Origin of the sequence: Synechococcus sp. CBW1004, from assembly GCF_015840715.1 — a bacterium.
GTDB lineage: Bacteria > Cyanobacteriota > Cyanobacteriia > PCC-6307 > Cyanobiaceae > Cyanobium.
This window is the reverse complement of sequence record NZ_CP060397.1, coordinates 2,035,417-2,060,767: the sequence shown is the minus strand read 5'-3', so window position 1 is coordinate 2,060,767 and position 25,351 is coordinate 2,035,417. Positions and strand designations below refer to the sequence as shown.

General features: G+C 65.6%; 15 protein-coding genes. 9 read left to right on the top strand and 6 right to left on the bottom strand.

The window, feature by feature from the left end:
- Positions 1-23 precede the first annotated feature (23 nt).
- The 4 genes from H8F25_RS09830 (at position 24) to H8F25_RS09815 (ending at position 4,360) form a co-directional block, all read left to right on the top strand.
- Positions 24-1,031, top strand: a complete 1,008-nt coding sequence (locus H8F25_RS09830) for an ABC transporter substrate-binding protein (RefSeq protein ID WP_197210267.1) — start codon at positions 24-26, stop codon at positions 1,029-1,031.
- Positions 1,028-2,305, top strand: coding sequence for a diguanylate cyclase (locus H8F25_RS09825; protein WP_197210266.1), 1,278 nt, complete (start codon positions 1,028-1,030; stop codon positions 2,303-2,305). The genes H8F25_RS09830 and H8F25_RS09825 overlap by 4 nt, the downstream gene beginning before the upstream one ends.
- Positions 2,306-2,629: 324 nt before the next feature.
- Positions 2,630-3,106 (top strand): redox protein, encoded by a 477-nt coding sequence (locus tag H8F25_RS09820; protein WP_197213686.1) that lies wholly within the window; start codon positions 2,630-2,632, stop codon positions 3,104-3,106.
- A 360-nt stretch (positions 3,107-3,466) separates the two neighbouring features.
- Positions 3,467-4,360: an ABC transporter substrate-binding protein gene (locus H8F25_RS09815; protein ID WP_370525714.1), complete on the top strand. Its 894-nt coding sequence runs from the start codon at positions 3,467-3,469 to the stop codon at positions 4,358-4,360.
- Between the two features lie 608 nt (positions 4,361-4,968).
- On the opposite strand, the gene H8F25_RS09810 is transcribed toward H8F25_RS09815, so the two are convergent.
- On the bottom strand, positions 4,969-6,480 hold the full coding sequence (locus tag H8F25_RS09810; RefSeq protein ID WP_197210264.1) for an IS66 family transposase: 1,512 nt from the start codon (positions 6,478-6,480) through the stop codon (positions 4,969-4,971).
- Positions 6,481-6,718: 238 nt separating this feature from the next.
- Here H8F25_RS09810 and H8F25_RS09805 point away from each other — a divergent pair, with 238 nt between their 5' ends.
- On the top strand, positions 6,719-6,928 hold the full coding sequence (locus tag H8F25_RS09805) for a transposase (protein ID WP_197210263.1): 210 nt from the start codon (positions 6,719-6,721) through the stop codon (positions 6,926-6,928).
- Positions 6,929-7,002: 74 nt separating this feature from the next.
- Here the strand turns inward: H8F25_RS09805 and H8F25_RS09800 are convergent, their stop codons facing one another.
- Together H8F25_RS09800 and H8F25_RS09795 are read right to left on the bottom strand one after the other, a co-directional pair.
- Positions 7,003-8,094, bottom strand: a complete 1,092-nt coding sequence (locus H8F25_RS09800) for an IS630 family transposase (protein WP_197210262.1) — start codon at positions 8,092-8,094, stop codon at positions 7,003-7,005.
- A 57-nt stretch (positions 8,095-8,151) separates the two neighbouring features.
- On the bottom strand, positions 8,152-9,594 hold the full coding sequence (locus tag H8F25_RS09795) for a hypothetical protein (protein ID WP_197210261.1): 1,443 nt from the start codon (positions 9,592-9,594) through the stop codon (positions 8,152-8,154).
- 116 nt (positions 9,595-9,710) lie between these two features.
- Between H8F25_RS09795 and H8F25_RS09790 the strand changes: the two genes are divergently transcribed.
- From H8F25_RS09790 to H8F25_RS09780, 3 genes are read left to right on the top strand one after another with little or no spacing between them, the layout of a single operon-like run.
- Positions 9,711-10,721: an efflux RND transporter periplasmic adaptor subunit gene (locus tag H8F25_RS09790; RefSeq protein WP_231596744.1), complete on the top strand. Its 1,011-nt coding sequence runs from the start codon at positions 9,711-9,713 to the stop codon at positions 10,719-10,721.
- Positions 10,718-11,902: an ABC transporter permease DevC gene (devC, locus tag H8F25_RS09785; protein ID WP_197210259.1), complete on the top strand. Its 1,185-nt coding sequence runs from the start codon at positions 10,718-10,720 to the stop codon at positions 11,900-11,902. The genes H8F25_RS09790 and devC overlap by 4 nt, the downstream gene beginning before the upstream one ends.
- A gap of 42 nt (positions 11,903-11,944) precedes the next feature.
- Positions 11,945-12,631, top strand: coding sequence for an ABC transporter ATP-binding protein (locus H8F25_RS09780; protein WP_197210258.1), 687 nt, complete (start codon positions 11,945-11,947; stop codon positions 12,629-12,631).
- A 24-nt stretch (positions 12,632-12,655) separates the two neighbouring features.
- Here the strand turns inward: H8F25_RS09780 and H8F25_RS09775 are convergent, their stop codons facing one another.
- A complete protein-coding gene (locus H8F25_RS09775; protein WP_197210257.1) occupies positions 12,656-18,733 on the bottom strand; it encodes a type I polyketide synthase in 6,078 nt (2,025 codons plus the stop codon).
- Here H8F25_RS09775 and H8F25_RS09770 point away from each other — a divergent pair.
- Positions 18,705-19,688 carry an IS5 family transposase gene (locus H8F25_RS09770; RefSeq protein ID WP_197210200.1) on the top strand — a complete coding sequence of 328 codons (984 nt, stop codon included), beginning with the start codon at positions 18,705-18,707 and terminating at the stop codon, positions 19,686-19,688. The genes H8F25_RS09775 and H8F25_RS09770 overlap by 29 nt on opposite strands.
- A 178-nt stretch (positions 19,689-19,866) precedes the next feature.
- On the opposite strand, the gene H8F25_RS09765 is transcribed toward H8F25_RS09770, so the two are convergent.
- Entirely contained in the window at positions 19,867-20,400 is a 534-nt protein-coding gene (locus tag H8F25_RS09765; protein ID WP_197210256.1) for a beta-ketoacyl synthase N-terminal-like domain-containing protein, read from the bottom strand.
- Positions 20,393-25,327, bottom strand: coding sequence for a thioester reductase domain-containing protein (locus H8F25_RS09760; RefSeq protein ID WP_197210255.1), 4,935 nt, complete (start codon positions 25,325-25,327; stop codon positions 20,393-20,395). Before H8F25_RS09760 ends, H8F25_RS09765 begins: the two co-directional genes overlap by 8 nt.
- Positions 25,328-25,351 lie beyond the last annotated feature (24 nt).

Below are 25,351 nucleotides of genomic sequence, written 5' to 3'. Positions count from 1 at the left end.
TCCGCTGCCGCTGTGATCGTCCGATGCCTCTGAAACCTGCCGCGGCCGCCCGGTCCCGCCTGCTGCCCTGGCTGACGGCGGCAGTGGTGGGTCTGATCGGAGCCGGGGCCCTGGCCCTGGGGCTGAATGCGCGAAGACCGCGCCCGGTGATGGTGGCGATCACCAGCTGGCCGGGATACGAATACCTCTATCTGGCCGAGCAGAAGGAGCTGGCCAGCCGCGACCGGATCGATCTGCGCATCGAGCAGTTCAGCTCCCTGGAGGACCAGCGCCGCGCCTACAGCAACGGCGATGTGGACGTGATCGCCACCACCGTTCCCGAGGCGATCGCCATCTGCCAGGAGAGCCCCCGACGCTGTCCCCTGCTGGTGCTGGTCCTCGACGAATCGCTGGGGGCCGATCGGCTGATCGCCCGACGGGAGATCCAGCGTCCTGAGCAGCTGCTGGGCCGTCGCGTCGGGCTGGAGGCCTCGGTCCTGGGTCAGTACCTGCTGCTGAGCAGCTTCGGGGATCGACCGGTCAACCTCGAAGGCATGACGCTCATCTACGACGGTCCGGAGGCGCTCGTGCGCAGCCTTCAGGCCGGCAGGCTCGACGCAATCGTCACCTACGCGCCCCATGACCTCCCGCTGCGCGATGACCCGCGCTTCCAGGAGCTGTTCAGCAGCGCCGCCCTGCCTGGAGAAGTGGTGGATGTGCTGGCGGTGGATCCGGAGTTCGCCCGTCGCCATCCGGACGCGGTCAGGGCTCTGGTGCACACCTGGTGGGCCGCCCATGAGGAGGCCAGGCAACGCCCGGGGCCCTCTGTGGCGCTGATGGCCGGCCGCCAGCGCATGACGCCCGAGCAATTCCGGCGCACGGAAGAGGGTCTGCGCTACCCGGGGCCCGAACAGCAGCGCCGCCTGCTGGCGGCCGATGGTCCGCTGGCGCGCTCCATGGCTCGGATGAGTGCACTGATGCAGAGGGCGGGCCGCATCCGTCCCGATGCCCCCCGGCCTGAGCTGAGCACGGACTTTCTGGAGAAACCATGATCCGCAGCCGGCTGGCACTCCTGGGCACCTCGCCGCTGCTGCAGGGAAGGGTGAACCGCAGCCTGTGGCTGGAGGTGATCCTCGTGGCGACGGGAGCCTCAGCCCTGATGGCCGTCCTGGCGGGCGCGCTGGTGCTCTCCCAGGGCGCCAGGATGCTGGAGCGCGACGCCCAGGATCTGCAGCGCCAGTTGAGCGTGGGGCTCACCAGCTATCAGCCCATGTACAACCTGCAGCGACAGCTGCAGCAGATCACCTCGACGCGGCCGCAGGAAACCTCAGCCCTGGTGGTCGATCAACGCGGAATCGTGCTGGCCGCCTCCAACAACGCCATGGTGGGGATGTCGCTCGCTTCGGTGCTGGCGATGCCACGGCAGAAGCCGTTGCGGCAGCTGTTTGCCGACTGCCCGTCGGCCTCCGCCCTGCTCGCCTGCCTGAGCCGCGACGCCCAGCAGTTCCAGGGAGCCCTGCCCTGGATCGGGGGGGAGACCCTGAGCAGCCGCCGCCAGTACCCCCTGGCCCTGGAGGGCAACCGACGCTTCGGCGACCAGGCCACGCTGATCACCGTCATCGACGCCAGTGAGGCCGGCCCCGACGCCCTGCGGTTCATGGTGTGGGTGTTCCTGGCCGGGCTGCTGCCCCTGGTGGCCGGTTGTGTGGGACTGATGCTGCGGCTGCGGCAGCGCCTGATTCCCCAGCTTCTGGAGCTGGCCCAGGTGGATTCCCTCTCGGGCATCTTCAACCGTGCCGCCTTCCTGGAAACCGCCTCCGACCTGCTGCGCCGCGCCGAGCCGGAGCGCGCACCGATGACCCTGGCTCTGATCGACGTGGATCACTTCAAGGGCATCAACGACACCTACGGCCACGACGCCGGCGATGAGGTGATCCGCCGGGTCGCCGATGTCTTGCGCGCGTCGGTCCGCAGCAACGACCTGGTCGGCCGCCTCGGCGGTGATGAGTTCGTGATCCTGGTGCAGCTCCCCGCCGAGGGGGCGATGGCGATGCTGCGCCGCACCCTGGCCCAGGTGTCCTGTCACGACATGGAGGTCGGAGCCGACAGGCCGGTGCGGGTGAGTCTGTCGATCGGGGCGGCCTCCAGCGCCGGCCCCGGCGGCTTCGGACTCAGTGAGCTGATGAGCAGCGCTGACGCCGCCCTCTACGTCGCCAAGGACCGGGGTCGCGCCCAGGTGGTGAATCTGGAGCTGGAGGCCCAGGGAGCCCGGCTCGTGCCGGCCTCACGCCCCCTGGCCGGGGAATGGCAGGTGCGCGGCATCTGAGTGCGCTGATCGACTGATCGACTGAGCGACTGACCGGCCGGACGCGACCACGAGCGAGCCAGGAATGATTCTGCCGTCGGTCGCTCCTCGAGCGCCGGAGGGCGGTGGTGTAACCGCGTGAACCCTCCAGACAGGGCAGCGGACAAACAGCCGCGGAACTGGCCTGTGGAAACGGGCTTTTCGTAGCCGTGAGCACGATCAGCGCCCCCCGGGCTCTGTTCACTGGCCCATTCCCAAGCCCCGGCCTGCGACGTCGCAGCCTCCGCCATGACCGCCAGCCTGCCCTCCGGCGAACCTCTGCACGAAAGCCGACAACGGGCGCCGATGTTCGAGCTGCTGCCCTACGAGAAGTTCCGCGATACCCCCGCCGTCCGCTTCTTCGACATCACGGTTGCCACGTCGAACGCCCGCGATCTGGTGATCCACAGCGGACCGGCCGTCAGCCCGCCGAACGAGGAGAAGACCGGCGCCTGGCAGTTCTATCTGCACCCCCACCAGGAGGACAACCTGCTGGCCCTGAACGGCGGCCGCACCTTCTATCTGGTCAATTTCGGCTGGAATTATCCGTATCACATCGTCCGTCTCGAAACCGGCGGCGACATCCTGCGCATTCCCCCCGGCACCTTCCACCGCTCCGTCTCCGATCCCGATGGCTCGGTGGTGCTCAACCAGGCCGTGCGTGAGGAAGGCGCCAGCGTGCTGCGCGAGTTCCGCGTCTACAACAGCCGCCTGATTCCGCGCCTGTTCGCCATCACCTTCAAGACCGCACCGCTTCCCAAGCTGCACGGCGTCAGCTGGTGAGTCCCCCGGGCAGGGACCGAGCCGTCTGCCGCATCAGACAGCCAGGTCCCTCCAGAGGCCGAGCCCCCCATCCGGTTGCGGGTCGCCCGCGCGTGCACAGAAGGCCCTTCCGATGCGACCCCATGGACCGCCTGAGCGGGACGTTCTCGGCGGCCTCAACCTCCGGACAACGTCCATACCCGCACCTACCTTGGCGGCATGAGGTGGTTGCCTGATTCCGTGCTGTGGATTTCGCCCCTCCACAGATCCACTCGCAAGCGCGTTCAGGACCCTCACACTCAGGCGGGCTTCCGCCCCGGCCGGGTCCGCGTCTTCCCCCTGCTGGTCGCCCTCCTCGGCGGCTGCGCATCACGTCCGGCCGTGTTGACCGTGCCGGTCTCCAGCTGGCCGGGATACGAGTACCTGTATCTCGCCGAGCAACAGGGCCTGGACGGCGCGCAGGGCTTCACGCTCAAGACCGAGGAGTTCGCCGATCCCCAGGGGATCGTCCATGCCTACCTGCAGGGCGAGCTGGCCATCGCCCCGCTCACCACCGTGGAGGCGGTTGACATCTGCGCCCGCGCCCCCGACCGCTGTCCGGTGGTGGTGCTGGTGCTGGATGAATCCCGCGGCGGGGATCAGCTGCTTGCCAGGCCTGGAGTGACCAGCATCTCCCAGTTGCGAGGCCGCAGGGTGGCGGTCACCCAGTCCACCCTCGGCAGTTACGTGCTGAGCCGAGCGCTGGAACGCGAAGGGCTCAGCCTGCGGGACGTCGAGGTGCTGCACCTGCCCCTGGCGGAGATCCCGGCCGCCCTGGCCGCCGGCAGGGTGGACGCCGCCGCCCTGTTCCCGCCCTACAGCGAGGAGGCCAGGCGACAGGCCGCGGCCATCAGGCTGTTCGACAGCCGCGAGATCCCCGGGGAGATCTTCGACATCCTCGTGGTGGATCCCAAGGCACTGGAGCGGTGGGGAGAGGTCCTGCCGAAGCTGCTCCGGGCCTGGCAGGCCGCCCACCGCCTGCGGCGTCACCAGCCCGATCTGGCGATCCCGGTGGTGGCGAGCCGGGAGGGACTCTCGCCGCAGGCCTTCCGCGAGGTGGAGAAAGGCCTTGTGTATTTCGATCTTCCCCAGCAGCGACCCCTGCTGGCCCCCGACGGACCGGTGGCCCGCAACCTCAGAGCCGTGCAGCAGGTGCAGATTCAGCTTGACCTGATCAAGCCGGGCAGCCCCCTGCCGGCGGTGAACGACGTACCCCTGAGCAAGGCTGCGCCGTGAAGCACGACCATGCTCGGCAGCCGCGGGGCCAGGCCTGAAGCACGAGAAAGATCCGCGCGAAGACGCCTGCACGAGCAAGCCACAGAAATCCGCAGATGAAACGAAATGCATAGATCAGGGCCGCAGACCTCGTCCACCAGAGGGGATGCGATAGATTGCCTCACCAGACAATGTCAAATAGGGTCATGGCTGTCTTGACGGCAATCGAAGACCCCGCACTTCTCCTGGCCGAAATCGACGCCATCTCGAACACTCCCGAGCAATGCAGCAGGCCACCCAAAGCCCAGCACACAAAGGAATTACAGCGACTCCGACAAGCCCAATCCTCAGGGGATACAAGGGCTGGTTCCAGGGCAACAACTGCCATGAAGCAGTCGATGGCGATCGTGGCGATCGGTGCCAGCTAGCAGCCCAGCAATGCGATGCCCCTGCGGTCCATGATGGAACAGATCCAGGCGAATACCGGTAGGCTGCCGGATGCCCTGATCACAGATGTGGGCTAAGGCAATCCGTAAGCGTTCAGGGGTCGGGACACCCCAGTGCGTCAGTCAATCTCCGATCTCTCCTCTGAGAGGGGCCATCTGTTCCTTCCACGTGTGATCGCTGCCTCAGCGATCCGGCACCAGCGATGGCATCACGCCGCCGAGGCGATGGGCAATCCAGGCCTGCTCCAGGAATTGCCAGACATCGCGGCCCTGCTGCCGCAGGGTGGCGGTGACGGTGAGCAACCGGCTGCGGCAGATGGCGCCGCCGGAGGACTGGACGCCATGGCTGATCTTGCGGTGAATCACCGATTGCCGCAGTGCCCGCTCGGCAGCGTTGTTGGTGGGCTCGATCCCTGGCGTTTGCAGAAAAGTCCAGAGCGCCTGCTTGCGCTGCAGCAACTGGCGACAGGTTCGCACCGTCTGGGCCCAGGGCGTTTGCTCGCCCCGCTCACAGCCCAGATCCACCACCCGCTGCAGCGTGGCCTCGAACGCCAAGCGGAGGGGGTGGCATCGATGCAGGAGCTGGGGCCGGTCGATCGCTCCGCTCTTCCACTGGTGCCAGTGAGCGAACAGATGCTGCTGCAGAGCCAGCATCTGGGCTCCGATCTCCCTGCTGGCGCCCTGGCGTTCAGCGATGGCCGCCAGATCCCGGATCAGGTGGGCCCAGCACAGCTGCCGCTGCTCCACGGGCAGGTGGTTGTAGGCCGAGAAGCGATCACTCACCACGATCCCTGCAAAGGTATGGCCCAGAAGCTCCATTGCCGCTGCACTTGAGCGGCTCAGGCCCTGCAGGAACACCGTAACCAGTGGTGTGACCATGACCCACTGCCAGCCGCGCCTGCCAGCAGGATTACAACCGTCGGCGTTGCCGGTGGGGGCGCCGGTTTCATCCACGTAGGCCACCGGCTGCTGCCGGGCCACCTCCAGGGCTTCCTCCACCGCCTGCTGCAGGGCTGCGCTCAGACGTGCCCGGATGGTGGCGATAGCGCCGCGGCTGATTTCCACACCCAGCAGCTGATCCAGCAGCGCCTGGGTTCGGCCGAAACTCAGGGGAAAGGCGCTGCCCAGCAGTCCCACCAGGCCGCTCAGGCGTGGGCCGTAGCGGCTGGGCTCCACATCCGCCGGCAGCTCGGCGCAGGTGCTGGTGGAGCAGCAGGGGCAGACCAGACGGTGCAGACGGTGTTCGATCACCACCGGGCTGATCGGTGGAATCTCGATCACCTGATGGCGCAGCGGCTCCGCATCCTCCCCCTGTAGCAGGGTGCCGCAGCGGCGGCAGGCGTCCGGGTGGTGCTCGAGCACCTCATCCACACGCGCGATCGGCAGCAGCTCCGGCCCTGCTCCCGGGTGCCCCTGCTGACCACCCCGCTTGCGACCAGTGCCTTTGCAGCGGGTGGGCGGCTTAAAACCCGTGCCGTCACTGGAGGGCGGCTTGGAGGAGTTGCGGGAGTTGCGGCCGATCCGCTCGCGCAGGCTGGCCAGTTCCGTCGCCAGGTCGGTGAGCTGCGCTCGGAGCTGGTCGTTCTCCTGCTGTTGTCTCTGGAGCTGTGCAAGAACCTCAAGGAAGCCAGCCCTCACGCCCACCGGAGTGGAAGCCCAGTCCGCTTCTGAAATCCCGGCCGGAGGGGTGGTCATCGCAGGAAGTCTCTGCCTGAGATGCAACCGGGATTCAAGCCGACGTCAAGGGTTCAGTCGTATCGATGTTCGCGATGAGCTGTCCCGCCCCCCTGAATGGGTACGGCAATCCTTCGAAGCTGGAAGCCTACAAGCAACGAGGACTGGAGGCCTACATGCCACAAGCAGGAAACAGCATGGCCAATGGCCAAGGCGAACACGGGGGCGAGCCCCCAAAGATCTGGATACCCGCGGCCGGATGGACCGCAAGATCAGTTCCAAGACCGGCCAAGCGATCTATGCGCTGCGCAAGGCGATCGTGGAGCCGGTGTTCGGTCAGATCAAGAGCTCGAGAGGGCTGGATCGGTTCTGGCTACGCGGTTTGGAGAAGGTGAATGGGGAATGGAGCCTGATGGCCACCACCCACAACATCCTCAAGCTGTTCAGGGCCTCGTTGGCAGTTGCATGAGGGGGCATCCCTTGTAATGCCTGACGGCAATTCGACCGAGCCCCTTGGGTCGGTGGGCAACGTGCGACGACCTCCTAGTGTGCCGTCCCAGAGATTTGCGCACAAAGCCGCTGGAGCTTCTCCAGGATTGAGTCAGCTGTCGCCGTCCAGTTGAACGGGGCCTTGGTCGTGTTGTAGGCGGCCACAAACTGCTCGATCCTGGCGATCAGCTCTTTGACGCTGGAGAAGCTGCCGCGCCGGATTGCCCGCTGGGTGATCAGTCCAAACCAGCGCTCCACCTGGTTGAGCCAGGAGGCGTAGGTGGGGGTGTAGTGGACGTGGAAACGGGGACGCTGGGCCAGCCAGGCACGCACCTTGGCGTGCTTGTGGGTGCAGTAGTTGTCCACGATCAAGTGCAGGTCCAGATCCTCGGGGACGGACTTCTCGATCTGCCTGAGGAACCCCAGGAACTCCTGGTGGCGGTGCCGGGGTTTGCACTGAGTGATTACCTCACCGGTCGCCACGTCCAGCGCGGCAAACAGGGTCGTGGTGCCGTGGCGGATGTAGTCATGCGTCACACCCTCCACGTAGCCCAGCCCCATGGGCAGCAGCGGTTGGGTGCGGTCGAGGGCCTGGATCTGCGTCTTCTCGTCGACGCAGAGCACCATCGCCTTGTCGGGCGGGTTCAGGTACAGGCCAACGATGTCCCGAACCTTCTCCACAAAGAACGGATCGGTGGAGAGCTTGAACGATTTCTGCCGGTGGGGCTGGAGCGAGAAGGTCTGCAGCCAGCGGTGAACCGTGGACTTGGAGATCCCTGTTTCTGCGGCCAAAGTCCGAGCGCTCCAGTGCGTGCTGCCATCGGTTGGCTTGCTCTGCAGGGCTCGGTTGATCACCTCCGCCACCGTGTCGTCCTCATAGGTCCGCGGGCGGCCTGAACGGAGCTCGTCGTGCAGCCCCTCGATCCCCAGATCGAGGTAGCGCTGCCGCCATTTGCCCACCGTTGCGCTGCGAACGCCAAATCGCTTGGCAACTGAGGTGTTGGTGTCACCAGCTGCGCAGGCCAGGACGATCTGCGCCCGCTGAACGATCGAATGGGGCAAGGACCTTGATCCAGCCAGGCTCTGGAGCTGGCTGGCCTCATCAGCCGACAGCTCCAGAGGAGCCATGGGGCGCCCGCTTGGCATGAAACGACCCCCTCGGGAGACACTTCATATTGTAGCGGCTATTTGCGGGACGGCACACTAGGGAAGCACATCATTCGTGCTTCCGGCGACGACCTCAGCGAGCCGATGGCGCAGATGATTCATCACAGCTTCACAGTCGGCAGGAGCCAAACTGAGCGTATCGAAAACCCCGCTGATGGTCAGATTCCCATCCAACTCCGAGATCCCGAAACCTGCCTGACTACCCGGACGGAGGTAGGTGATTCCCGTGTAAATCGACACAGGCGACTCCGCTTTTGACGGCCGCAGCTTTGCTGACCCATGGATCGCCTGATTGATATTGCCAACATTGGAGACAATCACCGTGGACATGCTACCGGGAAAACGCGTCACCAGGGGCAACAACACGCGGGACCTGGCCATCAGTTCGAACACATTTGTCATCACTTGGGCCATCTCTGAAGTTGACTTCAGAGCCAGCGACTGGGTCGCCCATTGCGCCAACTCGGACAAGGACTCAGCACGTCGAGTACTGCGCCTCAGAAACACATAACTGATGCTGTTGACTGGGCGCAAACGGCCTCGACGCGATCTGAGGCTGACAGGAATGCAAAAACAGATCCTGTGGTTGCGCGAGCCTGCTTGCTCCCAGAATTGCCTGATCGAACAGAAAATTGCTGCCATCAAGAGGCCATTGAGATTGCTGCCCATTTTGGCCGCAGCAATTTTGAGGCTTCGGAGCTGGGGGCCGCGAAGTTCAAGCACTTGGGCACCATGAATCGGCCACAGAGAACTGTTGTCGATCAGCACGCTTTGCCATTGTCCGGCCTTGGCATTGCGGTGCCTGACCAAGGGATCGGATGAATTCCCGAGGAACGGAGACAAGGTCTTCACGTAGGCCAACAGACCGGGAGAGGACGCTCTCGCGGCGTCCTCACTGAGATCCGCTGGCTCATCCAGAGAAGCCTGCCTGCGGAGAGACCCATCCTGATCAGACGATGAGCAGGACAGCACACCACGGATGATCTCACCCATGTACTGCAGTGTGAACAAGCCATCAAAGAGAGCGTGATAGACCTCCACAAAAAGCCGGGTGACGACTGCGCCATTGCCTCGGGTCCTGATGGCCAGGAATCGGACCGCAGGACGCGGCAAGCAATGCCTGCTTTCCCAGAATTGACGCGCTGATTCAGACTGACTCTCTGATTGAGGATCATCCGATTCAACCCAATCCAGACTGGGCCCTGACACAGTCGAGTCGGACACTTCCAACCGAGCCCTGCGATCGGGCCCCCTCGCCAACAGAGCTGTCACACGCGGATCGGAGCGACTCACGGACTCAATCACAGCCTCAAGCTGCTGCCTTGAAAACGAGGCCTTCAGAGCGACGACGTGATAATAAAAGATCGGATAGTCGCGCCGATGATCGGCATGCATGTACTGCTCAACACCGTTGAGCTTGAGGGGGCGCGAGGATCCCCGCTCCAGACCGCTGCCCATGACCCGGGACTCCTCAACCATCGTGGATTGGGCAGCTCAACCGACCGACCGGCCCCGATCGTAGCATGAGTGTGTCAAAACAAGACGCCGCAGAAATTGTCCCCATTCGGGTAAAGTGATCCAGACATCCATTGCAGTTGACGGGGCGCGCACCAGCGCCACGCCAGGAGCATTCCGAAAGGCTGCTTGATTTTTCTCATTCAAATGTCGCGTTAATGAACAAACATTTACGACCTATCTTCCCGTTGCTGGTTGTGGCACTGGGCGCGGTCGCCTTGCTTCGTTTCTTCACTGCGGCGTCCAAAACAACTCCAACCCCTGTCGCTGGCACGACACCCAGGCCCCAGGCTTCAATCCAGCCAGCCCGATCCGGCAACTTTTCGGCGCTGGGTTATCTGGAGCCGGTCAGCAAGGTTCGTGTGTTGGCCGCTCCCATCCAGGTCACCGAAGGCGCTCCAAGAATTCAGTCTCTCAATGTCGACGAGGGGCAACAGGTTGAAAAGGGTCAGATTCTAGCCGTCTTTGATACTCTCCAACGCGTCGATAGCCAAAAAGAACTCGTCATCGCACGGATTGCCTCGATCAAATCTCAGGCCCGCCTGCTCGAAAACGAAACCAAGCGGTATCGACAACTCGCCAAGCAAGGGGTTTTCCCGGCAGCGGAGCTGGAAATCAAGGAGCTCAAGCTCCTGGAATTGAAATCTCAGCTTCGCGAAGCCATTGCGGAACTGAACAAGAGCGAGACCGAACGTCAGTATTCGTTTCTCCGAGCACCGATTTCAGGCACCATTCTTAAGGTTCTTGTTCGCACAGGCGAGCGACCCAGTCCACGAGGTGTCATGGAACTTGGGGCCACTGACCAGATGATGGCAGTCATCCAAGTCAATGAAGACAATATTCGCCAGATTCACCTTGGCCAAGACGTGATTCTCCGCAGTGAGAACATGAGCTTTCCGCAAAGGCTGAATGGGACAGTAAGCCGCATTTCACAGAAGATTGGAAACCGCAAACAGTTATCCCAGGACCCGCGGGATGACTCGGACTGGGAGGCCCGGACAATTGACGTGGAAGTCAGAATCCAACCCGATCAATCTGCGATTGTTTCTAAACTGACTGGCGCCAAAGTGGTGGCCATATTCCAGAAATGAAAAGATTTTCTTTTGATCCTTTCAGCAAGCGCAGAATCCCCATCGCCTGGCTGCTGCTGAAGAAGCAACCAACAAAGCTCCTGGTTGCCGTGCTTGGGGTGGCGTTCGCCTCTATTCTCATCTTGATGCAGCTTGCTATTCAGGATGCCCTCTACAATTCCAGTGTCGCTATCTTCAACAAGTTCAACACCGATCTTGTTGTCCTGAATCCTCAATCAGCAAGCCTGACAGGCATTGCCGGTTTTCCTGAATCGCGGCTCGCAGATGTTTACGCAGACAAATCCGTTGATGATATCTACCCAGTTCGATGGCGATATGTGAAGTGGCGCCTCCCAGGCGATGACATGAGCAGATGGTCCATTGGGATTGGAATCAATCCCAGCCAGCCGGTCTTTAATGACCCCGCCGTGAAGGAACAGCAAGGGAAGCTGACGGTGGAGAGCCGTGTGCTCTACGATGTATTGTCAAGACCTGAGTTTGGGCCCGTCAAAGAGTTATTCAACTCTGGAAAGACGGTTAACGCTTTTGTCAATGATCACAGGCTCAGGGTTGCAGGCTTGGTGCGACTGGGACCCTCCTTTGGATACGACGCGTCGTTCATCACAAATATCAACACCATCAATGCTATCTTCCCACCCAAGGAAGAAAGAATCATCGAGCTTGGCTTGGTCAAACTCAGGCCGGGCGCGGATCCCGTGCAAACGGCATCCCGGATCAGAAAATCTCTGTCCCCTGACGTGACCATCATGACTAGGGATGACCTTGTTTCCACCGAAAAAAGTTATTGGTCAACCAGCAAACCCATTGGGACAGTGTTCGCTTTTTGTGCGGTCATGGGATTGTCCGTTGGCAGCATGATGGTCTATCAACTGCTGAGCATGGATGTCACCTTTCATCTTCCTGCTTACGCCCTGATGATGTCGATCGGCTATCGGCGCTTGAGACTGGAACGGATCGTCTTTAACGAAGGCTTGATCCTTTCGGTGCTGGGTTTCCCAGTGGCCTGGCTGGTGAGTTCAATCCTGTGCATGCTGATCACAGCCAACACCTCCTTGCCCATGGATCTGCCCCTTAAGACGGTCGTTGCCACATTCCTATTGATTGTTTCCATGTGCTGCGCCTCTTCCTTGTTTGCGATGTCAAAACTGAATGACGCCGATCCTTCGGAGCTCTTTGGCTAAGCAGATCGAGCCCACTCATCCACCGACAATGCCACCTTATTCATGCAGGAATCAGACGGCTATGCGATCATCGCCAATGATCTGAGCCATGTCTACCAGGCTGGAGATCTGGCGACCTCTGTACTCAAGAATGTGTGTTTTTCCGTGGCCGCTGGAGAGTTCGTTTCTCTGGTTGGGCCTTCGGGATGTGGCAAGACAACACTGCTGACCCTCATCGGCGGTCTCAAGCCCACACAGAGCGGCTCTCTACGGGTGCTGGGCAGGGAATTGCGTGGTTGCAGCAATCAGGAGCTGCTGCGACTGCGATCCGAAATCGGGATTGTTTTTCAAGCCCACCATCTGATGCCCTTTCTCACGGCACTTCAGAATGTACAGGTGGCGATGGAGGTGACTCTCAGGCATACCCACAAGGAACGCTCCCGTCGGGCCACCGAGTTGCTGGCTGACCTGGGCCTGGAAAGCAAGATCCATTCCTACCCATCGATGCTGTCCGGTGGCCAGAAGCAGCGGGTGGCCTTCGCACGGGCGATGGCCTGTGAGCCGAAACTGATCCTGGCGGATGAGCCCACAGCCTCCCTGGATCGGGCCACGGGGCGCGATGTGGTGCTCACCATGCAGTCAAGGGCTCGGGAGCACGGCATCGCTGTGCTGATGGCCACCCATGATCCGCGCGTCATCGACATGGCGGATCGGGTCATCAAGATTGACGACGGCCAGATCGTCAGCTGATGGCGGTGCTGATCAGCGCCCTCATCAACCTCTGAGCTGCCGCAGCAGCTCACTGGCATCGAGCGAACCGATCTCCTCCAGTTCCTGCTCAATGCGCGATTCAGAGACGTGCTCATCAACCGCAGACCCATCTTGCGGAGGCATGTCGGTCGCCTGCTCGACCTGGTGACTGCTCAGCGATTCAGTCGGAATGCTGGTCGCAGAGGAGCCATCATCACGGAACAGTTCCTGCATGAAATAGCCCGAAAGCGCCTCGATTGTTGGATATTCAAAGACCAGCGATTCAGTCAGCTTGATGCCCAGATTTTTCTCGAGGAGGACCATCAGTTCCAGGGCCATCAATGAATCCAGGCCCAGATTGAACAGCGGCTCACCAGGGTCGATCTGGTCACTGTCAACGATGCCCATCACCGTCGCCAGTTGCTTCTGAATGAACGCAATCAGGGTCGACAAGCGTTCCGCCGCCGGGATCTGTCTCAGGGTGAGCAAATAGGCCGGCTCAGCCGCCTCTGGCGACTCCTCGTCCCGCGCAGAGGAACGCACCAGCGCTTCCAGAGCCCTCGCCTGGCGCTCCGGTGCCTGGCGCGCCAGGGTCTGCCAGTCGACATCGATCACAGCCACCGGGCCGGCGAGTTCCTGCCGGATGGCCCGCTCCAGGCGCTCCAGGGCGAGCGCAGGCTCCAGCAGGCGCAGGCCGAAGGCCTGCAGGCGCTGCTGCTGCTGCGGATCGAGGGCTGCGGCCATGCCACCGCTGGCCCAGGGCCCCCATTGAAGGGACAGCCAACCAGGACGCGCGGAAGCCCGCATCAGTCCGTCGAGGGCCCCGTTGGCGGCGCTGTACCCCGACTGGCCGGGCGAACCGATCAGGGAGGCCATCGAACTGAACATCACCACCAGCTCCGGATCGGCGCCACTGGCCTGCAGCGCCCGATCCAGCTGCTGCCAGCCGGCCAGCTTGGGAGCCATGACGGCCGCGATCCGCTGCGGCGTCTGGGTGGGAATCAGGCCGTCATCCAGCACGCCGGCGGCATGAAACACCCCCCGCAGCGGCTGATCCGGTGGCAGCCCGGCCAGGGCTGCGCGCAGGGCATCAACCACCCGGTGGCCGCCCTCGCCGGCGCAGCCCAGATCCAGCTCCAGCACCTGCACGGCCAGGCCCCTGGCCGTGAGGGAGGCCAGCAGCTCCCGCCGCTGCTCGGGATCGCGGCCACCGGGACGGGCCAGCAACAGCAGAGAAGCGGCCCCCTGGTCGGCCAGCCACGAGCAGAGCAGGCGACCGATGCCGCCGAAGGCGCCGCTGATCAGATACGTGCCCGCCGGGCGGATGGCCAGACCGGTCGGCGTGCGCGGCTGCAGCTGAATCACCACCTTGCCGATGTGCCGGGACTGGGCCATCAGCCGGAAGGCTTCCTCGGTCCGCTCGATCGGGAAGCTCTGCAGCGGGATGGGTCGGAACGCTCCGCTGTCGACGCGGGTGAGGATGTCGCGCAGCAGCTGCTGGATCAGGCCGGGATCGGCCGCAGCCACCTCGAGCAGATCGAACGGCAGGTAGCGGGCATCGGGGCGGCGCTGCTCCGCTTCGGTGCGGCTCCAGATCTCGATCTTGCCCAGTTCGACGAAGCGGCCGCCCCGGGCCAGGGCGCGGAAACTGGCGTCCACCCACTCGCCTTTGAGGCTGTTGAGCACCACATCGACGCCACGGCCATCGGTGCGGGCGAGCAGCTGTTCGGCGAACAGGGTGGATCGGGAATCGAACACCGCCTCGACGCCCTGCTCCAGCAGCAGGGCGTGCTTGGCATCGCTGGCCGTGGCGAACACCCGCGCACCGAGACGCTGGGCCACCTGAACCGCCGCCTGACCGACGCCACCGGCCGCCGCGTGGATCAGCACCGTCTCGCCAGGCTTCAGCTGAGCCAGGGTGTCCAGTCCATAGACCGCGGTGAGGAAGGCTGTGCTGAGGCTGGCGCCCACCTCGATGGACATCGCCTCGGGCAGAGGCACGCACAGCTCGGCGCGCGTGACCACATGGCTGGCGAGACTGCCCACCGCCAGCGCCGCCAGCATCCGCTGGCCGATCAGGGCGGGATCCACCCCCTCCCCGACCGCGACGACACGGCCGACGCATTCGCCACCGAAGGGAACCCGGGCCGCCTCATCCATGCCCAGCTGACGGCTGTACTCGCGCAACAGCCCCAGGGCGTTGAGCACATCGCGGAAATTGAGGCCGGTGGCCTCCACCACCAGTTCCAGTTCGCCACGGGCCGGGCTCTGGGGGGGGAGAGGAGCAGGGTGCAGGCTTTCCAGGAGGCCGAAGCTGGCGGTGCCGTAGCGGAACCGCTCGGGATGGACCGGCAGCAGCCGGCCCCGCTGCAGCTGCGCACCATCGAAGGCGAGCGTGGCCTCCTCCTGGGCGAGGCACTGGATGGCGCCCCAGGGAATGCTGAGATTGTCGCGGCGCGCCCCAGCCGGCAGCCACAGGGTGAACCAGGTGCTGCGGCCCGCCTCCAGGGCCGCGGTCCGGGCCATGGCCGCCAGGGCATGGGCCGTGGCGGACTGTCCTTCCAGCACGAGCCAGATCGTCGTGGCGCTGCCGGCGCTGGCCTTCTGGGCCAGCTGCAGCAGCGCGGCGATCCCTGTCTCCAGGTCGGCATCGGCCGACTCGATCCAGAGCACATCCGCCTCCGCGGGAGGGCCCTGCGCATCGGCGTCGCCGTCGCGGTGCTCTTCGGTCGCCAAGGGAATCCAGTGATGGCGCACCAGATCACGGTTGAGGGCCTGCGGCGACTCCCCAGCCGCCGGCTCCGCCTCCGCCTGCGGGAACAGCCACTCGAGGGCCTGGCGCGGCAGGCGCCGCAGCCGGAAGCCCCGCAGCCAGCCGAGAACCTCGGGGGCGCTCGCGGCGTCGCCGCTGGAGCAGAGCAGCAGATCGGCCAGCACCAGAGCCGGCTCATCGCTGTGGCGCAGCTGCACCTGGCACTCGAAGCGATCGGGGAGCGGCAGCCGCGCCAGGCTCAGCTCCTGCAGGCCCACCGGCAGCAGCAGCTGGCCCGCGGACGCCTCGGGATCCAGCGTGGCCGCCACCGCCTGGAAGCAGGCATCAAGCAGAGCCCAGTCGCTGGCGCCAGGGGGACGCTGCAGCGTGGCCCAGGCCCGGCCAGCCCCCTGACCAACGCCGGGGGAGTCCGCGTCAGGCCGGTCGCCGCCGGCGCGGCGCAGGCTGATCAACCCACGGAAGCTGGGCCCGTAGTTGAGCCCGAACTGCCGCAGGGCCGCATAGAAGTGGTCCAGGTCGAGCTCGGCGGCGTCGGCCGGCGCCTCGAACGGGGCGAAGGGGGGCGGGATGGCCGAGGCGTCGCTGCCGTGCGGCCGGCGGGCCCGGCCATGACAACGCCAGGCCGGGGATCCGGCGCCCGCCTCGGGGCCGGCGCTGTGAAACTCGATGGCCTCACCCAGCACCAGCTGCAGCGTCGTGGCCGCGTCACTGAGCCGCAGCGGCGTGTCCAGCTCCAGATCGGCCAGTGCCAGGGGGCGTTCCAGCTGCTGCAGTGCCTGCAGGGCGAGCAGCAGGAAACCCGCCGCCGGGAACACCACCTGGTTGCGGATGCGGTGATCGCTCAGATCCTCCGGCGCGGCGGCCGACAGCCAGGTCTGCAGACGCTGCTCCGTCCCCCCGGGCAGGGCCAGCGGTTCCAGGGCCGCCGCCGCGCCGGCCAGCGCAGGAGCCGGCAGGCCGGTCGCGGGACTGCCGGCGACGGCGGCCGACTGCAGCGTCGTCAGCGCGGCGCCGGAACCACCGGGGTGGATGAACTGTCGCCAGAGGGTGCTGGGCGCCTCCCCCTGCCCCACCGGAGACCACCAGTAGCGCTGCCGCTGGAACGGATAGCCCGGCAGCTTGACCCGCCGATGGGGGAAGGGGCGGTGAAAGGCCCGCCAGTCGACGCTGTGGCCGAGTTCGTGCAGCCGGGCCAGGCTGTCGAGCAGGACGGCCAGATCCTCCTGGCCGGGGCGCAGGCTGGGCAGCCAGCTCAGGTAGGGCTCCCGCAGGCAGTGACGCCCCATGCCGATCAGGGTGGGCCGGGCCCCCATTTCGATGAACGTGGAGATGCCGCTGCAGGCGGCCATCCCGTCGCCGAAGCGCACGGGGCTGATCACGTGCTGGCACCAGTACTCGGCCGTGGCGATCTCGGCGCCGATCAGCTGCCCGGTGACATTGCTGACCAGGGGAATCCGCGGGGGGCTGAAGCGGATCTGGAGCAGCACCTGCTCGAACGCCGGCAGCATCGGCCGCAGGGCCGGGGTGTGGAACGCATGCGACACCGCCAGTCGCTGGGCCTGCACACCGGCGGCGGCGGCGGCGGCCTCCAGCCGTTGCAGCGGCCCCACGGCACCGGCCACCACGATGTTGGTGGGGCCATTGATGGCCGCCAGGTGCAACGCGCCCGCCTCGTCCGCGAGCGTGGCGAGCAGCTGCTGAACCCGCTCCTGGCTGGTGAGCAGGGCCAGCATGCCGCCGCCGGCCGGCAGATCCTGCATCAGACGGCCGCGGGCCTCGATCAGGCGCAGGGCGTCCTCAAGGCTGAACACCCCGGCCAGGTGAGCGGCCACCACCTCACCGACGCTGTGGCCCATCAGCAGGTCGGGGCGCACCCCCCAGCTCAGCCACAGCTGGCTGAGGGCATAACCCACCACGAACAGGGCGGGCTGGGTGAAGCGGGTCTGGGAGAGCAGCTCCGCCGCCTGCTCACGCCGGTCCTCGGTGGGGAAGATCAGCTCCGCCAGGGGCTGACCGAGCAGCGGATCGAGCAGGGCCGTGCAGCGATCGAAGGCTTCACGGAAGACCGGATGGGCCTGGTAGAGGCCCTGGGCCATGCCCGGGGCCTGGGAACCCTGGCCGGTGAACAGGAAGGCGAGCCGACCGGGCTGGCGGGAGGCCTGGCCGTGGCGCAGTCCCGGCAGCTCCTGCCCCTGACTGAAGGCCCGCAGCTGCTGGATCAGGCTGGCCCGGTCCGGAGCCAGACAGGTGAGCCGTTTCACCATCGGGCTGCGGCACTGATTCGCCGTGGCGCAGAGGTCCTCGAAGCCCGACTGGGGCTGCCGCTCGAGCTGATCTGCCGTGGCCACGGCCAGGGCGCGCAGGGCCGGCTCGGTGCGGGCCGAGAGGCAGAGCAGTTGCAGGGGCAGCTGCTGGCCGTAGCGGGCTGGAGCCGGCTGCCGGGGTGCTTCATCGAGCACCACGTGGGCATTGGTGCCGCCGAAGCCGAACGAACTCACCCCCACCACCGCCGGCGCGTCGGGCTGGGGGAAGGGCTCCAGTGCCGTCTGCACCCTGAGCTTGAGGCCCTGGAAATCGATCGAGGGATTGGGGGTGCGGAAGTTCAGGCTGGGGGGGATCTGGCGATGGTGCACGCACAGGGCCGCCTTGATCAGACCGGTGATGCCTGCGGCGGTTTCGGAATGACCCAGGTTGGTCTTCACCGATCCAACGCGGCAGGGGCGATCGTCTCTGCGGCCTTGCCCGAGCACCATGCCGAGGGCCCGCAGTTCGATCGGATCCCCGTGACGGGTGCCGGTGCCATGGGCCTCCACATACTGGGCTGAGGAAGGATCCACACCGGCCCGCCGGAATGCAGCCTTCAGACAGGCCACCTGGGCGCGGTAATTGGGGGCCACCATGCCATTGCTGCGGCCATCCGAATTGACCGCCGTGCCCCGGATCACGGCGTAGACCGTGTCGCCGTCCGCCTGGGCCTCGCTGAGCGGCTTGAGCAACACCGCGCCAGCGCCTTCCGAGCGCACATAGCCGTTGGCTGCCGCATCGAAACTCTTGCAGCGACCATCGGGAGCCAGCAGGCCCGCCTTGCAGAACATGGTGTGAACGCCTGGCTGCAGCAGGGCCTGGACACCGCCGGCCAGGGCCGCGCTGGCCTCACCACGCCAGATGGCTTCACAGGCCAGATGAACAGCAACGAGCGAGGACGAACAGGCGGTGTCGACCGTGAAACTGGGACCCTTCAGGGAACCCCTGAAAAACCCGATAGAATCAGTACAGTTCCAATAATGAGACTGGCAGCGGATGGCGGCCCCCCTCCAGTTGGGTTTCACGGACTACGAGCAGACCTACGCCAAGAAGAAAACGCGCCGGCAGCGCTTCCTCGATGAGATGGAAGCCACAGTGCCCTGGGATCCTTTCCTGGCCTTGATTTCGCCTGTGTACCACAGGCCTTCTGCCAAGGGCGGGCGCCCACCGTTTCCGCTGGAGGTGATGCTGCGCATCCACCTGCTGCAGCAGTGGTTCACGCTTTCCGATCCCTTGATGGAGGAGATGCTGATCGATACCCCCTGCTTCCGCCGCTTTGCTGGGATCGACATGGTTGAGGACCGGATCCCTGACGAGACGACGATCCTGAACTTCCGCCACCTCCTGGAAGAGAATCGGATAGCAGAGCAGATCCTGGAGACGGTGAACCAGAGCCTGCGGGAGAAGGGCGTGATGCTTAAGGAGGGTACGATCCTCGATGCCACAATCATCAACGCTCCCAGTTCAACCAAGAACAAGACGGGCGAGCGGGATCCTGAAATGCACTCGGTGGCCAAAGGCAACCAGTGGTTCTTTGGGATGCGGTGCCACATCGGTGTGGATGCAGCCTCGGGTCTGGTCCATTCCGTGGTGAGCACGGCTGCCAACGTCCATGAGCTGAACACGGCACCCGATCGCGTCCATGGCGAGGAACGCGTGATCTACGGCGACTCTGGCCACATCGGCATCGAAAAGCGTGAGGCGTTCAAGGACTGCGAAGCAGAGATGCGCATCGCCATGAAGCCCGGACAGCGCCGAGTTCTACCGGACACCCCAGAGGGAAGACTGCTGGATCTGATGGAGGCGGCGAAAGCACATGTCAGGGCAAAGGTGGAGCATCCATTTCGGATCATCAAGTGCCAGTTTGGATTTCGGAAGGTCTTCTACCGAGGCATCCGCAAGAACAACCTCAAGCTGACGATGCTGTTTGCCCTCGCCAATCTCTGGATGGTGCGCGAACGTTGTCCTTCTACAGCGTAAATGACAGAATAAGTGTGCCATCTTGAGGGTGAGCAGCCAAAAATGATCGGGGAACTCACGAGAAATAAGCCAGTCAGGCCCTGGATTGGAGTACCTGGCGAGTAGCCAAGGACAAAATACCCCACTTGTGTCTCATTGGCGAGAATGAGACACGCTTGCGCTCAATTCCCGGTCTTGATCAGAGCTTCCTCAGATCAAAGAAATAGGAGAGGCGATTGGCGGCAATACAGCCTGTGTTTCCCGGCAGAATGAACGGCTCGTTATCCGGCAGGCCATAATCAGATCGTGAAATCCAGAGCAGCGTGCTGTAATCAGCGCTGGAAATCCCCATGACCACGGCGACCGGCTTGCCGCGCAGGTCCTCGGCGGGCTGCCCGGCATCTTCCAGGCACTGCCAGCTCACCTCCATCAGCAGACGCTGCTGGGGATCCATGCAGACGGCCTCCCGCGGGGAAATGCCGAAAAAGGAGGGGTCGAACTGATCGATCCCATCCACGAACCCGCCGCGGCGCAGATGCTGGCGCAGGGGGACCTGGGGATCGGGGTTGAAATGATGGTTCAGATCCCAGCGATCAGCTGGGATCTCGCCAATGGCTTCGCGGCCTTCACGCAGCAGTGCCCAGAGATCCTCGGGACCGGACACCCCGCCCGGGAGGCGGCAGCCGATCCCGACGATTGCAATCGGTTCAGGGGGGATCGGCTGCTCAGCCATGACGAAGGAGATCCGCCAAGAAGGTGCGAGCATACGTTTGCAGCAAGTCGCTGAAGGCCGGGCAGCGGAGACCTTCATCGTTGAGGGCCGTCTGGGTGATCCGGCAGGCCGGCCTGGCTCGATGGGCGGGAGCGTTGAGCTCCGGATAGGTGAGCTGTTCCGGACCCCAGCGGTGGGTGAAGAAGGGCTGCAGGGGATAGAGCGGATTGCCGGGCTCGGTGGCCAGGCGGCTGAGCCACTGGTCGAGCGGCACGGCGCGCAGGGGGGCTCCCATCGCGATCATCCCGTCCAGCAGATCGGTCCACAGGACCGGCTCGGGATGGTGCAGGTGGAACACCGGCGGCATCGACGCCTGAGGCCTGGAGCGCCAGGCCATCGCCCCCACGGCAGCCACCACGTAATCCACGGGCACGAGGTCGAGCGACATCGTCAGGTCAGGGGCAAGGCCCATCTGCAGGCAACCGCGCATGAGACGGTGCAAAAAATCCTGTTCGTGCCAGGCCCCCGTCAGCGAATGGCCGGCGATCAGGGGCGGCCGGTAGATCCGCACCGGCAGACCCTGCAGAGCCGCATTCCAGACCAGCCGCTCGCTCACCCACTTGGTCTGCGAATAGCCGAGGTGAATGCCCTGCCACTCACTCAGGTCACTGGTCTCGTCGAGGTCGCGCCCCCGGTAAGCGGCTGCCTCGTAGACCGAGGTGCTGGAGATGAACTCCACCGGCAGAGGCTGGCGGGAGCCGTCGCAGCGTGCTGCGGCGAGCCTCAGCACCTCCAGCGTGCCGAGCACATTGCTCGCCCTGAGCTGGCCATAGGGGGCCACATAACTCAGCTGGGCGCCGTTGTGCAGGATGCCGCTGAGGCGCTCAGTGAGCGCCTCCCAGGCCTGTGGATCCAGCCCCAGACGGGGTTCGGCCAGGTTGCCGGGCACGCCGATCAGGCGCTGGCCATAGTTCTCCTGCCAGAGCCCGTAATGCTCGAGGTTGCTGCGCACCCGGCTGCGGGCCATGCCGGGGCCGTCGGCGCGCACCAGGCAATAGATCGACAGATCGGGATAGCGGTTGAGCTGGTCCGCGAGCAGATAGGCGCCCAGGAAGCCGGTGGCACCGGTGAACAGAATCGCCTCACCCGGCCCTTCAGCCGGCGGCTCCTGCGACGCCGAGCCGAGCAGCGAGAGCAGGTCGCCGGGCAGGGTGGCTTCCTCGCCCAGATCCAGGGCGTCCTCCGGGTCCTGCCCATCGCTGTGGAGCAGGCCGTGCAGATGGCTGGCCAGGCTCCCGAGGGTGGGATCACCGCTGAGGGCCCCGAGGCCGAGGCTGACCCCGAGCCCCGCCTGGACGGCGGTGGCCAGATCGACGGCCATCAGGGAATCGAGCCCCAGGGCCTCGAGGCGCGTATCGCGATCGAGACTGCCGGCGTTGAAGCCGCTGAGCTCTCCGAGCAGCTCGGCCAGACAGGCTTCGATCAGCGCCAGGCCGCGCTCCCCGCCAGGCTGCTCGAGGCTGGCGAGCTGGTCTGCCAGCTGGCGCACACGGTCCGCAAGCGGGTTGCTGGCGCTGCTCGCTCCCAGATGGGCGATCACGACGGTCGTGTCCGCACGGCCGGCGGAGTCCTCCAGGCACCGGCCCAGGGCCTGCAGGGCCAGATCCGGCTCCAGCAGATCGAGATGCTGCGGGGAGCGTGCCGCCATGCCACCGCCCGCCCAGGGCCCCCAGTTCACCGACAGCCCGGACAGCCCCTCGCGCTGACGCTGCTGCATGTAGCCATCGAGCCAGCCGTTGGCGGCTCCATAGGCGGTCTGTCCCGGTGAGCCCAGCGTCGCCGCGAGCGAGGAGTAGGTGATGAAGAAGCAGGGCTTCAGCTCACGCGTGCAGCGATCGAGATGCACCAGACCGAGCACCTTCGGGGCCGCGACCGCGGCGCAGCGGTCCGCTGTCTGGTTGGTCACCAGGCCATCGTCGAGCACGCCCGCGGCATGGATGACGCCGGCCAGAGGCCGGCCGCTCTGCAGCAGCCGGTCGGTCAGATCTCGCACCTGGTCGGCAGCGCAGACATCCACCGGCTCCACCACCACCTCCGTACCGGCGGCCCGCAGCTCGTCGAGAACCTGCTGCTGGCTGGCCTGAGGAGAACGCCGGCTGAGCAGGGTGAGATGGGTGGCGCCGCGCTGCTGCAGCCAGCGGGCGGTCGCCAGACCCAGGGCGCCGAGGCCGCCACTGATGATCGTGGTGGCGCCGGATGGCAGCCGCAGGCCAGGCCCGGCCGGAGCGGAGGCCTGGGGCGTGAGCGCCCGCCGCACGATGCGGCTGCCGTCCCAGCGCCAGTCGTCCCCGGCGCTGGGACGGCGGTTGGCGAGCAGCAGCTCCTTGAGACCCTGCCCCTCGGCGCCGCAGCGCAGCAGGCCGCCGGCTTGGGCACCGAGTTCGCGGGCCCAGCAGCGCAGCAGTGCGGCCAGGGCCTCCGAGCCGGCGGTGGCCGTCGCGTCGATGGCCCAGTGGATTCCATCCAGCTGCGCCGCCTGGCCGGTGAGCTGCTGGAGCAGGGGCAGCCACTCCTGCCAGAAGGGCTGATCGAGCCGAACCGGCTCCCCCCCAGGAGCACTCGCCAGCCCCTGCAGCACGACCAGCTCGGGCTTCGCGTCGGCTCCCTGGTCCCGCCTGAGGCTGAGATGGGCCTCGAGCGCCTGCAGGTCCGCCAAGGGGATCACGGAGCGGCCGGACAGCGAGGCCACGAGCGCATCGCGGCATGCCGAGGGCCCACCGAGCAGCAGCAGCTCGGCGCCCGCCGGCGCCGCCCGGCCATCCCCGGGCTCGATCGCCGTCCAGCTCGGCAGGTGAATCAGGCCAGCGTCAGCCCCTGGATCCAGAGCTGCGGAGGCTTCGTCGATCCAGCAGCGCGTGCGGCTGAACGGCGTGGTGGGCAGCGCCTGGCGGGGCCAGAGGCCGGCGGGATCGAGCGAATCCCAGCTGATGGCGTGACCGGCCAGCCAGAGCCGCACCATCGTCTCGGCTGCCGGGGCCTCCAGGGGCAGGGGCGCCCCGTAGCCATGCTCGGCGAGCAGGGCTTCGCTACCGGCCTCACGGGGGATGAGGCGCAGCTGGGGGGGCGTGCCGGCCAGCTCGTGCGCCAGGGCCGCCTCGCCCGGATCAAACACCAGAGCGGAAGGGCGCAGACCGATCTGCTGCCAGGCCTGCCAGTGCTCGGCGCGACTCAGCGGGGAGAGGAGCAGCGCCAGCCGGGGCGGCTGGTTGGGGATCTCGGCGGTGTGGACCGCGTCGCAGCCCCTATCGGCTTCGAGCCAGTGACGGAGCTGCTGAGCCGCCTCGGCGGCCGAGGCGGCCCGGAGCGCCAGACGGCAGCGCAGGAGGCTGCGAGACCGGCGCGCCGTGGCACAGAGGGCGGCCCAGGCCTGCTCGGGTTGATCGGGCAGCCAGCGCGCGAAGTCCTGGGCGAAGCGACGCAGGGCTTCACTGTCGAGGGCGCTGAACACCAGCCAGTCGCCCCCGGCGAGAGGCGCTGCCGGGCGGGGCCAGGGCAGCACGGCTTCCACCGGGGCCTGCTCCAGCACGACATGGGCATTCGTGCCGCTGAAGCCGAACGAGCTCACCGCCGCGCGCCGCGGCTCTCCCCCCTGGCGCGGCCAGGGCGTGAGCGTCGTAGGGATCTGGAGTTTCCAGTCGCCCCAGTTCATGTAGGGCGTCGGCTGGCGCAGGTGCAGATGGGGGGGGATCCGGCCGTGCTGGAGCATCAGCACGCACTTGATCAGACCGGCGATGCCGGCCGCCGCTTCCAGGTGCCCGAGGTTGGTCTTGACGGAGCCGAGCTGCAGTGCGGTGCCGCGCTCCGGACGGGCATAGACCGGCGCCAGGGCCCTGAGTTCGATCGGATCACCGAGAGCGGTGCCGGTGCCATGCGCCTCGAGCACATCGATCTGGTCCCCGTCCAGTTGCCCCTGGGCAAGCGTGCGACGCATCAGACCATGCTGCGCCTCTCCGTTGGGAACGGTCAGACCCGCACTGGCCCCGTCATGGTTCACACCACTGGCGCGAATCACAGCCAGGATCGGATCACCAGCCGCCAGCGCGTCGGCCAACCGCTTGAGGACGACCACGCCACAGCCTTCGCCGCGGACGTAGCCGTCGGCAGCGGCATCGAAGGTCTTGCAGTGACCGTCGCTGGCCATCATGCCGCTGCGCGAGAAGCAGAGACTGTTCAGAGGCGACAACATCACATTGGAACCTCCTGCCAGGGCCAGGTCGGTGTTGCGGTCGCGCAGACTGCGGCAGGCCAGATCCACCGCCACCAGCGACGAGGAACAGGCGGTATCCACGGTCATGGCCGGGCCCTGCAGCCCCATCACATAAGCCAGCCTTCCGGCCGCCATGGAGTAGGTGTTTCCGGTGGCGAAGTAAAGGTCGTAACGACTGTCAGGGGGCTGGTCGGCCACCTGCCGCAGCGCATAGTCGGAGGTGCTGATCCCCATGTAGACGCCGCTGCAACTGCCCCTGAGCTGACGCTCGCCCAGACCGGAGCGCTCCAGAGCATCCAAGGCCGTCTCGAGGATCAGGCGCTGCTGAGGATCCATGGCCTCCGCCTCACGCTGGGAGATCCCGAAGCGGACGGGGTCGAACTGATCCACCTCAGCCAGGAAGGCCCCATGACGGCAATGCATACGGCCGGGGGTGCCTGGGGTTGGATCGTAATAACGATCAAGCGCCCAGCGACTGGCGGGCACGGTACCGATCGCGTGACCACCGGAACAGAGAAAGTCCCAGAACTGATCAGGAGATGCCAGATCGGGGCGACCGGGACCAGCGGGGAAGCGGCAGCCCACGCCGATCACAGCAATGGGCTCGGCAGCCTGCAGGGACCGCTCCCGAGCCGCTTTCTGATTGAGAAGAGCAAGCTGCAGGGCGGTGAGGGTGGGCACGGTGAATCGCTCTATTGGGCGCCG

Bases quoted from the DNA above. Each gene is read 5' to 3' on its own strand.
- H8F25_RS09830 (WP_197210267.1), top strand. From the start codon at position 24: ATGCCTCTGAAACCTGCCGCGGCCGCCCGGTCCCGCCTGCTGCCCTGG.
- H8F25_RS09825 (WP_197210266.1), top strand. From the start codon at position 1,028: ATGATCCGCAGCCGGCTGGCACTCCTGGGCACCTCGCCGCTGCTGCAG.
- H8F25_RS09820 (WP_197213686.1), top strand. From the start codon at position 2,630: ATGTTCGAGCTGCTGCCCTACGAGAAGTTCCGCGATACCCCCGCCGTC.
- H8F25_RS09810 (WP_197210264.1), bottom strand. From the start codon at position 6,480: ATGACCACCCCTCCGGCCGGGATTTCAGAAGCGGACTGGGCTTCCACT.
- H8F25_RS09805 (WP_197210263.1), top strand. From the start codon at position 6,719: ATGGACCGCAAGATCAGTTCCAAGACCGGCCAAGCGATCTATGCGCTG.
- H8F25_RS09800 (WP_197210262.1), bottom strand. From the start codon at position 8,094: ATGCCAAGCGGGCGCCCCATGGCTCCTCTGGAGCTGTCGGCTGATGAG.
- H8F25_RS09795 (WP_197210261.1), bottom strand. From the start codon at position 9,594: ATGGTTGAGGAGTCCCGGGTCATGGGCAGCGGTCTGGAGCGGGGATCC.
- devC (WP_197210259.1), top strand. From the start codon at position 10,718: ATGAAAAGATTTTCTTTTGATCCTTTCAGCAAGCGCAGAATCCCCATC.
- H8F25_RS09780 (WP_197210258.1), top strand. From the start codon at position 11,945: ATGCAGGAATCAGACGGCTATGCGATCATCGCCAATGATCTGAGCCAT.
- H8F25_RS09770 (WP_197210200.1), top strand. From the start codon at position 18,705: ATGGCGGCCCCCCTCCAGTTGGGTTTCACGGACTACGAGCAGACCTAC.
- H8F25_RS09765 (WP_197210256.1), bottom strand. From the start codon at position 20,400: ATGGCTGAGCAGCCGATCCCCCCTGAACCGATTGCAATCGTCGGGATC.